The sequence below is a fragment of the Parabacteroides sp. TM07-1AC genome, from assembly GCF_003480915.1.
Lineage (GTDB): Bacteria > Bacteroidota > Bacteroidia > Bacteroidales > Tannerellaceae > Parabacteroides > Parabacteroides chongii.
The window spans coordinates 119,847-133,391 of record NZ_QUKD01000001.1 but is presented as its reverse complement, the minus strand read 5'-3'; the positions used below and the strand labels follow the sequence as shown (position 1 = coordinate 133,391).

11 protein-coding genes are annotated in these 13,545 nt (G+C 35.2%); 9 read left to right on the top strand and 2 right to left on the bottom strand.

The genetic code is table 11. From position 1 onward, the window contains the following. Positions 1-7: 7 nt before the first annotated feature. Genes DXD68_RS00580 through DXD68_RS00540 form a run of 9 tightly spaced genes read left to right on the top strand, consistent with a single transcriptional unit; the run spans position 8 to position 11,001 of the window. Complete coding sequence (locus DXD68_RS00580; protein ID WP_122359827.1) at positions 8-796, top strand: TolC family protein; 789 nt, start codon at positions 8-10, stop codon at positions 794-796. A gap of 1 nt (position 797) precedes the next feature. Then, a complete protein-coding gene (locus tag DXD68_RS00575; RefSeq protein ID WP_122359826.1) occupies positions 798-2,951 on the top strand; it encodes a GumC family protein in 2,154 nt (717 codons plus the stop codon). A gap of 11 nt (positions 2,952-2,962) precedes the next feature. Further along, positions 2,963-4,420, top strand: coding sequence for an O-antigen ligase family protein (locus DXD68_RS00570; protein ID WP_122359825.1), 1,458 nt, complete (start codon positions 2,963-2,965; stop codon positions 4,418-4,420). A gap of 8 nt (positions 4,421-4,428) precedes the next feature. After that, positions 4,429-5,613: a glycosyltransferase gene (locus DXD68_RS00565; protein ID WP_410510707.1), complete on the top strand. Its 1,185-nt coding sequence runs from the start codon at positions 4,429-4,431 to the stop codon at positions 5,611-5,613. 20 nt (positions 5,614-5,633) lie between these two features. Further along, entirely contained in the window at positions 5,634-6,749 is a 1,116-nt protein-coding gene (locus DXD68_RS00560) for a glycosyltransferase family 4 protein (protein WP_122359823.1), read from the top strand. 38 nt (positions 6,750-6,787) lie between these two features. Then, positions 6,788-7,771, top strand: coding sequence for a glycosyltransferase family 2 protein (locus DXD68_RS00555; RefSeq protein ID WP_122359822.1), 984 nt, complete (start codon positions 6,788-6,790; stop codon positions 7,769-7,771). A gap of 3 nt (positions 7,772-7,774) precedes the next feature. Further along, the gene (locus DXD68_RS00550) at positions 7,775-8,911 is read left to right on the top strand and encodes a glycosyltransferase family 1 protein (protein WP_122359821.1); all 1,137 of its coding nucleotides are present in this window, start codon (positions 7,775-7,777) and stop codon (positions 8,909-8,911) included. Positions 8,912-8,918: 7 nt separating this feature from the next. Continuing rightward, positions 8,919-10,079 (top strand): glycosyltransferase, encoded by a 1,161-nt coding sequence (locus tag DXD68_RS00545; RefSeq protein WP_122359820.1) that lies wholly within the window; start codon positions 8,919-8,921, stop codon positions 10,077-10,079. Then, positions 10,072-11,001: a glycosyltransferase family 2 protein gene (locus DXD68_RS00540; RefSeq protein ID WP_122359819.1), complete on the top strand. Its 930-nt coding sequence runs from the start codon at positions 10,072-10,074 to the stop codon at positions 10,999-11,001. The genes DXD68_RS00545 and DXD68_RS00540 overlap by 8 nt, the downstream gene beginning before the upstream one ends. Positions 11,002-11,116: 115 nt before the next feature. Here DXD68_RS00540 and DXD68_RS00535 read toward each other — a convergent pair whose 3' ends face one another. After that, positions 11,117-12,661 (bottom strand): lipopolysaccharide biosynthesis protein, encoded by a 1,545-nt coding sequence (locus tag DXD68_RS00535; RefSeq protein WP_122359818.1) that lies wholly within the window; start codon positions 12,659-12,661, stop codon positions 11,117-11,119. After that, positions 12,648-13,544: a glycosyltransferase family A protein gene (locus DXD68_RS00530; protein ID WP_199715334.1), complete on the bottom strand. Its 897-nt coding sequence runs from the start codon at positions 13,542-13,544 to the stop codon at positions 12,648-12,650. Before DXD68_RS00530 ends, DXD68_RS00535 begins: the two co-directional genes overlap by 14 nt. Position 13,545: the final 1 nt, after the last annotated feature.

Genomic DNA, 13,545 nt, shown 5'->3' with positions numbered 1-13,545 from the left:
CTGTTCGATGAAAAAGATATTCATTATACTATTTCTAATAAATACATTTTATTGTTTTTGCCAGAAGAAAAAAAGTAATTACTTCGACAAGGCAACGACAGTAGAAGTAATGTCTAAAGCCAATGCAGACTCTATACAAGCTATGCTGGATGATTATGAACGCGTTCAATTACCTCCTCTTTCTGTTTTTTTACAATCTGTTTATGATCATCCTTCCATTCAAATCTTTGAAGCAAAACGTGAAGAGGCTGTAGCTGAATTAAAAATCAGCCGCATGGAGTGGTTAAATTACTTCCGGGTGAGCGGACAGTATCAATACGGTATGATTACAGCTTTATCTACTACATCAACCAGTGATGATCCACAATACATAACCAGCAACATGGGGAATAATCAAAATTCGTATAATATTGGTCTCTCCCTATCCATTCCTTTTGGCAATCTCTTCAGCCAAAAACAAAAAATGAGAGCAAAAAAAGCCCATTTCAGACAATTAGACTATCAATACGATATTTCTATAGAAGAACGAAAATTAAAAATTCTAGAAGCCTACAACAAAGTACTACAAGCATTAGCAACACTAAAAGCTAAATCTGACGCCGCCGCATTATACAATGCACAGATGAAAATATCTGAACAGGATTTTATTAATGGGAAAATTGATATTATATCTCTATCGATGGAAAGGAGCAGACGTTCCAATGCTATCATATCTTATCAGGAAGGGCGAACAACATTACACAATGCTGTTACCCTGTTAGAGATGTTGACGAATGTCAAAATTATAAATAGATAAAATGGATATAACATTATACATATCACGCTTTCTCTATCGCATTCGCTATCAATTAATAGTAGGAACATTCATTGTTACGGCTTTGGTTGCCTATTTTACCCAGTTTATAACCAAAACGTACACTGTTAACACAAGTATTTACACCGGCATCACATCGAGCAGTGGTCTGGAAGACTCCGAAAGACAAGACTGGCAGTCTATAAACAACACATTTGACAATATCGTAAATTTGACCAAGTCAAAAGGGACACTGGAAAAAGTCTCTTTAAAATTATTTGCCCAGGATCTGGCATTTGGTAATTCGCAAGAAGACAATACATATATAACAGCCAAAAACTATCAAGCGCTATTTGCCAAAATCCCGAATGAGATAAAGGAGCTTATAGTCAGAGATTCATTAGATAAAACAATCAATAACCTTATTGTTTATAAAGAGAATCTTCCCCGGGGTTACTTGTATGAATTATTTAATGGGTATGCTGCATATTATAGCCATGATGCCCTATCCAAAATTGAAATTAAACGTTTAGGGAAAAGCGACCTTATTGATATATCCTATCAATCTGCTGACCCAGGCATCACACTGAATACAGTCAAACTAGTCAGTGAAGAGCTAAGGCTTTCTTATGAAAGTTTACGCTATAAAACGACCAATGATATCATTTCATATTACGAGAACGAGCTGGGAAAACTGCGTTCCCAACTCAATAATATGGAGAATGATCTGACGCATTATAATATTGAGAATAACATTATTAATTATGTAGAGCAAACCAAGTCTATTGCAGGTTCATACGCAAACTTTGAAAACCGCTATGAAGAGACAATGAGAAGTTATGAAACATCTTTAAAGCTACTCGAAGAATTAGATAAATACATGAAAACCCGTACCGACCTGATAACAACAAATGATGAATTTATCAAAGCATTGGCAGACATTACCACCATTAACGGCAAAATAACGGAAATAGAAACCTTCACCAGTGAAGAGAAACAAGTTGAAGATACAGAACTACTTAAATATAAAGAAGATCTGATAAACGCAGAAAAGAGAATAGGGTTGCTGACTGATAAGATAAACAACTATAAAGAAAGCAAAGAAGGCATATCTATCGATGGATTAGTGCAGGAATGGCTGCGACAAACCATTATTAATGTAAAAGCGAAAGCCGAACTAAATATATTAGACAAAAGAAAAGAAAGTTTTCAGGAACAATATAAAATTTTCTCTCCTATAGGGACAGTAATCAACAGGCAAACCAGAGAAATAAAAATTGTGGAAGAGTCATATCTTCAGGTATTACACGCCTTAAATATGGCCAAATTAAAACAAAAGAACATACTTCTTACTTCTGCAACGCTTAATACCATATCTGCGCCCACTTTTCCGCTTATGAGTGACAAAAGCAAACGTATGCTACTCATTGTTGCAGCATGTATAGGTAGCATGATATTCATCCTGGGATTAAATCTCGTCGTGGAACTTCTGGACAGGACTCTACGCGATTCCGAACGAGCTAAGCGGCTAACAGGAATACCCATATTAAGCGCCTTTGCTGGTAATAACCAGTTAAAATATCGGGGATACATAAAAGCCTGTAATCGAATTGCTGCGGCATATACCTGTAATCGCCTGAATAGCATCTTGAATAACGATCATCCCATCTGCATCAATCTATTAAGCATAGAGGACGGTGAAGGTAAAAGCTTTATAGCTAAATTTCTTATGGAATATTGGGAAGAACAAGGAATATCTGTTAAAAGAGTCATTGCTGAAAAGGATTTTCCTATTGATACCAGTTATCTTTTAGCCGATAATTTCGATTATTTACTTAAAGAAGAACGGCCTAATATACTACTGATAGAACATTTATCTATTCAGAAGAATAATATATCTTCTACATTATTGAAGAAGGCCGATGTCAATTTACTTGTTACCAACGCAAAAAGAGTTTGGAAAAACAGTGATAATGAGATTTTAAAATATCTGAAAAGTATATTAGGAACCACTCCTGTCATAATGGTCCTGAACAATGCCCAACGTGAAGTTGTTGAAGATTTCACCGGGTTACTCCCTCCAAAATCTTCAATACGTAGTTTCACAGATCGAATTATTTACTTAGGTATTACAGCCGATAACTCAGCGGTAAAATAAAGAATAGATGAATGGAAAACGGAAGAGATATAATACATGTTAGGCTGTTACCTTTAATTCTATTATTGGGATTAGGAGGTATTACTTTTTCATTGATATCCATTAATTGGCTGTTAATGGTTTGTATTATTCTTTTACCCTTACTTTTTGTTGTAACAATAGAATCTTTACGATACCCTATCATCTTTTTTTTACTTATTTATACTCTTAATTATTACCTTTTAGGGATGAACCGATATGTAATAATTGGAGGTGTAAGTGTAATTATGGATATATTAATGGTAATACTATTTGTATTGATATTCATCCATAGTGCTCTTCACGATAATATCAGATGGAAGGCAGCCTATAATTTACTGACAGTCGGATCTTTTGTCTGGCTTCTTTACTGTCTGGCCGAAGTTATCAATCCTTCTGGAATGTTTGAACCCTGGCTCATGTCCAGAGGACTAATGATCAATGGATTTATCGTTTCTTTAGCAACTGCCCTACTCTGTGAAAAATACAAAATGGTAAAAAGACTGATTTTCTTATTATCCATTTTCACATTAACAGCCATAATAAAAGCTCTCATGCAAAAATATATAGGATTTGATAGTGCTGAACAATATTGGCTGCAAAGTTCCGAAGCGTATAAGACTCATTTACTATCAAGTGGCACACGATATTTCTCTTTTTTTACAGACGCCGGTAATTTTGGTTCAAACATGGGATGTGCCGGAATACTTTTCGGTATAACTGCATTATATGTTAAGAGCATACCTTCCAAAATTTATTATGCCATTATATCCATTGGAGGTATTTATGCTATGTTTTTATCAGGAACAAGAGGAGCCATGATCGTCCCATTAGGAGGTTTACTGCTCTATACAATTATCTCCAAAAATATCAAGGCCTGCTTAACCGGAGGTATTCTTTTAATCGGTCTATATATTTTTTTCGCTTTCACGTCTATCGGAGAAGGAAACGCTCAAATCAAAAGAATGAGAACAGCTTTCAAACCATCAGAAGATGCGTCCTATTTAGTTAGAAAAAATAATCAAAAAAAACTGGCAGAACATCTTAAAAATAAGCCATTCGGTGAAGGAATCGGGCTATCCGGCGTAGAAAACCGAAAGTACTCCGTTCGTCTGACAACTGTCACGCCGAATGACTCAACTTATGTAAAAATATGGGTTGAAACAGGAATTGTCGGAGCTGTACTGTATTTAGGCTTATTATTCCTTACGATCGGAAAAGGTGCATGGATACTAATGTTTAAGATAAAGGATGCAGAGTTAAGAGGGCGACTCACCGGCATTCTCTGTGGTATATTCGGTATGCTTCTGAGTGCCTATGGAAATGCTTTCTGGACTCAATATCCCACAGTAATCATCGCATTTACAGGCCTTACATTAGTCTTAAAGGCAGAACACTTTGACAGGGAAATTAGTGAATCCAAACAAATAACACCAATAAACAATATCTAATAATAACAATTATGGATCAATTTATTTATTTTGGAACCAATTGGGCTAATAATAGCGAGCAAATCTATTTGTTAGGAGATGCTATTCTTTTCTTGATCTTTCTTCTTGGGGTTCTCTATATTACTATATTTGCTGTATCTTCATTAAAAAAACGAAAAGCCACCTATCCTACGGCTAAAAAAAAGTATCGTTTCGCTATATTAATATCGGCATACAAGGCTGATGATACTATAATTAATACAGTTTGTTCTTTTCTTATGCAAAATTATCCAAGAGATAAATATGACATAATTGTCACCTCTGATCAAATGAGTGAAGAAACAAATTCAAATCTTATCGAAAAGTCGGCTTATGTAATAAAAGTAAATGAATCCAACAGCTCTAAAACGAAAGCACTCCAAACAGCAGTCAACTATATCAAGCAAAATGAATTAATGTATGATATTGTCGTTGTATTAGATGCGAACAATCTGGTAGACATCGACTTTCTTGAGAAAATCAATGATGCCTTCTACTCCGGATGTTCTGTAGTTCAGACCCACCGCATCGCTCAAAACAAAGATACGAGTATTGAACTGCTTGATGCTGTCAGCGAAGAAATAAACAACTCTATTTTCCGCAAAGGACATACGCAGTTAGGATTTTCCGCGGCATTGACCGGATCGGGTATGGCTATTGAATATGATCTGTTTGAGGATTTAATAAGCCAAGCAAAATATAGTGACCTAGACAAACAATTCGAAAAATCTTTGTTAAAACAGAATATATATATCGAATATCTTGAATATGTATACGTATATGATGAAAAAGTGAAAGGAAAAATCGGTTTTTATAACCAACGAAGAAGATGGTTGGCGAGTCAATTCTCCAATTTATTTTCAGGCATATCTCACTTGTTGCCTGCCATTTTAAAGGGGAATTGGGATTACTGTGATAAATTATTCCAATGGATGATGCCTCCCCGCATTATTCTGTTTGGGTTTATTTTTCTTTTTGCATGTATTTTTACTTATGCAAACTGGATACTATCCATTAAATGGTGGGGATTACTACTTCTATTATGTATAGCTTTCAGCATAGCTGTTCCCGATTATTTGGTCGATAAAAAATTCAGAAAAGCATTGCTGATTCTTCCCATTCTTTTTATATTGATGCTATTCAATTTTTCCAGGTTAAAAGGAAGCAAGAAATAATACAAATAACTCACAATGAGATGAAAATAGCAATCGAAGCACAACGTATATTTCGTACGAACAAACATGGCATGGATTTCGTCGCTTTAGAAACCATACGGGAATTACAAAAAATAGACCATGAAAATGAATATTTTGTATTCGTTAGTCCTGGAGAAGATCATTGTCTGGAAGAATCAGGCAATGTACACATCATAGAACTTCGTTGTCCCTGCTATCCGTTATGGGAGCAAATAGCTTTACCCCGCGCAATAAAAAAGATAAAACCGGATTTACTTCATTGCACAAGTAATACTGCTCCGATTTATTGTCCGGCACCATTGGTATTAACATTACATGATATAATCTTTTTAGAAGCACGGCAAAACAGCAACAAATCATTATATCAGAATATGGGCTGGTATTACCGTCGGTTGGTCGTACCACAAATACTGCCTCGGTGTAAAAAAATTATTACTGTATCCCACTTTGAAAGAAACAGGATACAAGAAGCATTACAATTACCGCAAGATCAGATTGAGGCTGTTTATAACGGATATAATCAATATTTTTATCCCCGGAAAGACACATCTTCAATTACTCAAAAATATATACAAGCTAAAAACTTTCTGTTCTTTCTGGGAAATACAGATCCTAAAAAAAATGTACCCGGCACACTGGAAGCCTACAGTATCTATCGGAAATATTCAAAAAATCCGCTGCCTCTGCTGATTGCTGATATTAAAAAGGATATTCTGAAAGCCATACTGAAAGAGAAAAAGATAGAACACGTATATTCCTATATTACATGTCCGGGATATATTCCAAATGTAGATCTTCCATATTTGTATAGTGGAGCTTTTGCCTTTCTATATACTTCATTAAGAGAAAGTTTTGGTATTCCTTTATTGGAGGCAATGGCCTGTGGCACACCTGTTGTTACCTCAAACACATCATCTATGCCTGAAGTTGGAGGAAAAGAGGCTCTCCTTTCCGATCCGACACAACCTAACGATATAGCTCAAAAGCTTTTGTTGTTAGAAGAAAATTCCAATCTGTACAAACAACAGATTTCTTATGGATTAGAACGCGCCCGTCTATTTTCCTGGGAAAAAACAGCTAAAGATTTGCTTTCAATCTATAAAAATATACATTGAAAAGTTTTACATGATGAGCATTGATATTTATAAAGAACATGACAAAAACAGAAGAGGCAATACATATATCCGACAACATAACAAAGACAACTGACTTGTTTAAGGTTAGCGTCATTATACCTGTATACAATACTGAAGAGTTTGTAGAAGATGCCGTCAGATCCGTAATGAACCAAACATTGCAGGAGATAGAAATTATCATTATCAATGATGGTTCTACGGATAACAGCCAAACAATCCTTGATAAGTTAGCAACAGAAGATAATCGAATCTCCATATATAAGCAACAAAATGAAGGATTATCCATTACACGTAATCGTGGATTGTCATTAGCTATAGGTAAATACGTCTACTTTATGGATAGTGATGATTTTCTGGAATCTGACGCATTAAATTATTGCTACAAAAGATGTGAAGAAAAATCTTTAGATTTAATTTGTTTCGATGCAGACATACTTAATAAAGAAAACTTTAATCAGGTTCACTTGCAATATACCCGAAAAGAATATACAGATGAAAATAAAATATATAAAGGTATTGATCTATTAAATATTTTACTGGATAACAAATGCTACACCCCTTCAGCATGTCTCAGTTTTATCAATAGAAGTTATTTGAAAAGAATCGATTTATCTTTCTTTCCAAAAATCATTCATGAGGACCAGTTATTTACTGCAATTCTTTATATGGAAACGAATCGGATTATGTGTCTCCATCAGAAGTTTTTTAAAAGAAGGCTTCGTGAAAACTCTATCATGACAAATAATTTCTCCATGAGAAATGTTGAGAGCTATTTTATCATAGCAGATCAACTTTCCTGTTATAAAGTCGATTCTGCAGCTGCAAAAAAAACTGTTGACAAGTATCTCTTTCAAATGTTAGATGCCGTTGTCTGGCTTTCTTATAAACTGCCTTTAAAAGAGCGTCTTTTTATAACCGGGAAATGTCTGAGACAATATAGGAAATATGTTTCAACCCGCAATTTATTTGTGCTTATCTTTAAATCATATCTAAAAAAGTAGAACATGAAAGCATTATTTATTGTATTTCACGGATTTAATGAAGCGAATGGAATTAGTAAGAAAATTCGTTATCAAGTTGAAGCATTACGAACCTGTGGCGTACATACACAACTCTGTTATATGGATGAAACAACAGGCAGAAAACAACGTCTGATTGAGGATCAGATTATCCGCGATTATGGAGATGGAATGAAAGGAAAAATTCTTAAACGAATTGAATTTACTTCAATAGCTAATTACGCTATTAAAGAAAATATAGACTTTATTTATTTGCGTTCCGCACACAATGCTAATCCGTTTACAATACAAATGGTTCGTAAGATGCATCAAGCCGGTATTCCTATAATCATGGAAATTCCGACCTACCCATACGACCATGAATACAAAAGTTTTAGAGAAAAGATTGAACTGTTTCTGGACAAATGTTTCCGAAGATCATTTGCCAACTATATAGACCGTATTGTCACATTCTCTGATTACCCGATAATCTTTGACAAACCTACTATCCGGATATCAAATGGTATAGATTTCAGTCATATTAAACTAATATCTGCACGATCAAGAAGTGTATCGGATATTCACCTGATTGGAGTTGCCGAAATTCATTTCTGGCATGGTTTTGATCGGTTAATCAGAGGATTAGTGAATTATTACAAAGGTACCCCGACACAAAAAGTATATTTTCACCTGGTTGGAGACTTCTTTAGCGAAAGGGAAAAAAACGAGATCTTACCTCTCATCCGAAATAACAATTTAGAAAAATATGTTATTCTATACGGAGCGCAGCATGGAGAGCGGTTAGATCAATTATTTGAGAAAGCAGACATGGGAATAGGAAGTCTTGGACGCCACCGTAGCGGCATTACTCATATCAAAACTCTTAAAAACAGAGAGTATGCGGCACGAGGACTTTCTTTCGTTTATTCTGAAATTGACAGCGATTTTGAAGGAAAGCCCTATATCTTAAAAGTTCCGGCCGATGAAAGTCCTGTCGATATCGATCAAATTATTAATTTCCATCAAAAAATGAAATTAGAACCGATCGAAATCAGAAACTCGATCTGTAATCTGTCCTGGGATACTCAAATGCAAAAGGTCTTAGATTGCCTGCCAATAAAAACAACAGTAACACAATACTAAAATAAACATGGCACTATTTACACTCATCGACCATATTATATTTGCAATTATGTCCATATTTATCGGATATAACTGCATATTTATTACTGCTGCTTTCCTTCGTAAAAAAAAGAGGGAAAACAAGCCACAGGATATTCAAAAATTTGCTGTAATATTTCCAGCTTACAAAGAAGATAATGTTATTTGTCATTCTGTTGAAATTTTTTTGAAACAAGATTATCCAAAGGAGAAGTATGATGTAATAGTCGTATCCGACAATATGAAGGAAGGAACAAACGACAAATTAGCATCATTTCCTATAAAACTATTCCTCCCGAAGTTTAAAGAAAGTATGAAATATAAATCCATTCAGTATGCGCTAAATAATCTGAATGGATACGATCGGGTCATTATTATGGATGCCGATAATCTTGTAGAGATTAATTTTTTAAGTCAGGTGAATATTCAAACACAAAACGGCGTTGTTCTTCAAGCGCATAGAACTTATAAAAATGTAAATACGAAAGTTGCCGTCTGGGATGGCATTTCAGAAGCAATAAACAACACTATTTATCGCCGTGGGCATGTAGCATTAGGATTATCTGCTGCACTTATAGGATCCGGTATGGTATTTGATTTTAATTGGTTGAAAGAAAACATCCGACATTGCTCTACTTTTGCAGAGGATAAAGAGTTGGAAATCTTATTGGCCCAAAATAATATCCCGGTCGATTATGCTGATGATATTTATGTATACGACGAAAAAACGACCCGCGAAGATGTATTGATTCGCCAAAGATCTCGTTGGTTACATGCGCAATTTATGGCATTCAGCCTCATCATAAAACATTTCAGTTTCAAAAATATCAGTTGGAACTATATTGACAAAATATTCCAGTGGTTACCTCTTCCGAAAGCAATCAGGTTTACAATTATCACATTATTCACAGTGATAAACAGTCTGTTTTTCTTTCCACTCGCTATTAAATGGTATATATTGATTGGCATAAAATTTTGGTCATATTTCATCGCTATTCCGCAAGAAATGTTGAATAAAAATTTATTTGCAAACCTGCCTAATATTTTTTGGATTATGTTACAAAGTTTTGTATCATCCTTAAAGAGATTGAAAAATAAGATTACGCAATTTGACAATACCCCACATGAAATAATTAAAAAGGATGAATAATAAAGTTTCTATTATAACCGTTAACTACAATGGTTTTAAAGACACATGCGAAATGGCAGAATCTTTAGAAAAACATGAAGATTTCCCCTATGAACTGATTATTATAGACAATGCATCTACTGAACGGGAAGATCTTCTTTTAAAAGAAAAATTACCATTCGCAAAAATCATACGAAGTGATATAAATTTAGGATTTGCAGGCGGCAATAACCTGGGTGTAAAAGAGGCTACCGGAAACTATTTGTTTTTTATTAATAATGACACAATAGTCAACCAACCTATATTAAAAACGTTGATCGCTCCTTTACAGAATAATCCTCAAATAGGATGCGTATCTCCTAAAACAACTTTCTATCCGGATACAAATATTCTTCAGTATGCCGGGGCAACTCCGATGAGTCATATTACATTGCGAAATAAATTTATCGGGTATAAAGAATTGGATTGTGAAAAATTCAATCTTCCACAAATAACAGCATTTGCAAATGGGGCCGCCATGGTAATTCGTACTGCCGATATCGAAAAGTTTGGTCTGATGCGTGAATTTTACTTTTTATATTATGAAGAGTTGGATTGGTGTGTCCGAATGCAAAAAGCCGGATTCAGTATTTGGTACGAACCGCGGGCTACGGTGGGGCATAAAGAAAGCGTAAGCGTTGGGTATCAGAGTCCATTGCAAGTTTATTATCATACACGCAATCGATACATATTCGCACGGGAGACGATTGATAAACCGTGGGAGAGATTGGCAGCTCTTCTTTATTTACAGTTAATCGCAGTACCTAAACGGTTGGTTGAATTCTTACTGAAAAGGAAGTTCAATTTACTCAAACCATTGATTAGCGCTTATTTTGACATGAATGATTCATATCAAAATAAAGTATATACGGTCTATTCCTCTAAAAATAGGAAATCTCATTAGCCAATCTTTCGTTCCGGAAAAAGAGGCCTTTGATACCCTAAAAAAATGGTTTTTTGAGCTTTCCGAGGGCTCCACCAAGTATGAATAGGGACTTTTATAAAATCAAGTACCTCTTTCAACGGCGAAACCGCTTTAGTAAGTCTTTTATCCCAGGAGAAAAGAAATACATCAACGGTGTAAAAACAGCTACAAAAATTGTTGTTGAATAAATTGCGTAAGCAATCCATTTTACATAGCTGGTAGCAGGATTAAATAGCGGAACTTGGTTAAGCCATAATGAAACGATTGTCCAAGACAGAATAAACAATAACATATCTCGTAAAATATATTTCCAATAGATACGAACCGATCTCTGAAATCCTTCTTTATATAAAAGATAAGGTTTCCAAATGCTGATAATGGTTATTGAGCTTGCCATATCTCCTAATAAAACACCCGGCAACCCCCAAAGACTTCCACCCACTAATGCAACAACAACTGTTATAATTAAAGTGGCTATAGGAGCCCATGTATCATGAAAAAGTCCATAGCCATGAATAAACTGATCATTTGTTCCGCGAAACTGACTAATGAAGAAATTACACAAAATTATAATCAATACAGATTGTCCTAAAACATATTCTCCACCCAACCAGTTAACAATAAAAGGATCAATCAGATAATATAATGAGAATGTCAATACACCTGCAACCCAGAAACGAAGAGATGTTAACTCCCAGAAAACTCTTTCTATTTTTGATTTATCTCCTTCTGCAATCAGATTACCAATCCCGGCACTTGTACTACCTAAAAAATTATTTAATAACAAATTTAGCTTAGTTATGACAATCATATAGTTTCCATAATACGCCACAACTTTCAAAGAAGCAAAAGCATAAACCAAAAAAGGTAATAACTGTGATCGCCCTGCCTGTGCCAACACATGCACAAACATTTGTTTGGCCTTTTGTATAATAATCTTATTATTCGGATATTGTATTTTACCTTCCTTGGCAGAGCTTTTCAACCAGGGATATACCTTATTGATCTTCCAATTCAAAATAACCGAATAAATAACCCCAAATACCAATTCGATTATTACCCATAGATAATAATTTCCGGTATAATAAGCCAACAGCATTTGAATTAAGATCTTAACAATTCCTGCAGATTGAAAATAAGCAGTCACCAGATAATTTTTCTGATCTGCTCCAAGCAGAGTCTGGCGATAGTTAATAAAATATCCAATAAGAGAAGAAGCCAGGAAGCTATAAAAAGCAAAATAGATAATTCCTAATTCGAAAATCGTTTTTTCAAAAATCACCGGAAGAAAACAAGATAGTATAATGCCTCCGCACAAAATAACCAGCCCGACATTCCGATACAAATATCCGAAAACAGAGATAATCTCATTAATCTTTTGTTCATCCTTATTGAATAAAGGCTTATAAAGCACATAACCGATAGATGCTCCTATACCCAATTCCGCTAAATTGAGAAAACCCAATAAATTTTGTAACGTGCCAGTCAAACCGACAAAGTCATCTCCCAATTTCTCCAGAAATATCTTACGGGAGAAAAAGGAGATAAACAAGGTTACCAAATAAAAGAAAACATTCACCTTGGCATTAAGATAACTTTTTTTCAAACGAGATTCGGACATATTCTTACAATCTTCCATTTCTCTTTCTACATTTGTTTTTTAATAAATCTCTGTATGTGATGTATATGTTACCTGCACATTCCGTAGATAAATAAATCCATAATGCCTTATAATATCCTCGTCTGCCAAAATTTTCCCGACATTCTTTCACTCTGCCATAACTATAGATAGTCTTATCTTTCCGCCCTATCCCACGTAAAAAATGGTTATACCGGCAACTCACCGACACCCGGGCCAATAAATTCTCAAGAACTACCCCATAGCACAAAGAACTGCTCCTTATTGTAGCGCAATAAATAGCTGCAGAACATGCTGCCACTCGCCGAGCACAATAATCCACCTTAGCAGAAAACATCGCATCATTGGCTGCCGGCGTTTCGTCAAAATGAAGCTGAAACTCCCCAATCAGACGGGAAGAAATCATTTTACCCCACGGCACATCATTCGAATACTTCAATATTTCCAGATCCATATCCTCATAAATCTCAGCATAATGTTTTTGCCGGGAAGGTACCGGATCAAGCGTATCCGAATCGGCACTCTCCGCACGGAAAGTGATCAGGTCATAATCTGTTTGGCTATATCGATCCAATATTTCCCAAAAACCGGGTAAGAAGAAATCGTCCGCATCAGCAAACAGCAACCACTTTCCTTTCATGTATTTCAACCCTACATTACGAGCGTAGCCCGCACCTCTCCCTTCCTTTGTATAAATAACTTCCACGTCTTCACGCCGGTATCCTGGAAAATCGGAAAAATCTACTATTTCTGGCGAACTGTTATCATCCACTATAATAATTTGCACATCTTTCCTCGTAGGAATAGAATCGATACACCGTTGCAACAAGAAAGGAATATTCTTATGTGGTATGATGATAGTATAAAGTACTTCCAAATTCATT

What these genes read in the sequence shown, in the direction of transcription:
- DXD68_RS00580 (WP_122359827.1), top strand. Translation starts at nt 8, where the DNA reads ATGAAAAAGATATTCATTATACTATTTCTAATAAATACATTTTATTGT.
- DXD68_RS00550 (WP_122359821.1), top strand. Translation starts at nt 7,775, where the DNA reads ATGAAAGCATTATTTATTGTATTTCACGGATTTAATGAAGCGAATGGA.
- DXD68_RS00545 (WP_122359820.1), top strand. Translation starts at nt 8,919, where the DNA reads ATGGCACTATTTACACTCATCGACCATATTATATTTGCAATTATGTCC.
- DXD68_RS00560 (WP_122359823.1), top strand. Translation starts at nt 5,634, where the DNA reads ATGAAAATAGCAATCGAAGCACAACGTATATTTCGTACGAACAAACAT.
- DXD68_RS00570 (WP_122359825.1), top strand. Translation starts at nt 2,963, where the DNA reads ATGGAAAACGGAAGAGATATAATACATGTTAGGCTGTTACCTTTAATT.
- DXD68_RS00575 (WP_122359826.1), top strand. Translation starts at nt 798, where the DNA reads ATGGATATAACATTATACATATCACGCTTTCTCTATCGCATTCGCTAT.
- DXD68_RS00540 (WP_122359819.1), top strand. Translation starts at nt 10,072, where the DNA reads ATGAATAATAAAGTTTCTATTATAACCGTTAACTACAATGGTTTTAAA.
- DXD68_RS00530 (WP_199715334.1), bottom strand. Translation starts at nt 13,544, where the DNA reads ATGAATTTGGAAGTACTTTATACTATCATCATACCACATAAGAATATT.
- DXD68_RS00535 (WP_122359818.1), bottom strand. Translation starts at nt 12,661, where the DNA reads ATGGAAGATTGTAAGAATATGTCCGAATCTCGTTTGAAAAAAAGTTAT.
- DXD68_RS00555 (WP_122359822.1), top strand. Translation starts at nt 6,788, where the DNA reads ATGACAAAAACAGAAGAGGCAATACATATATCCGACAACATAACAAAG.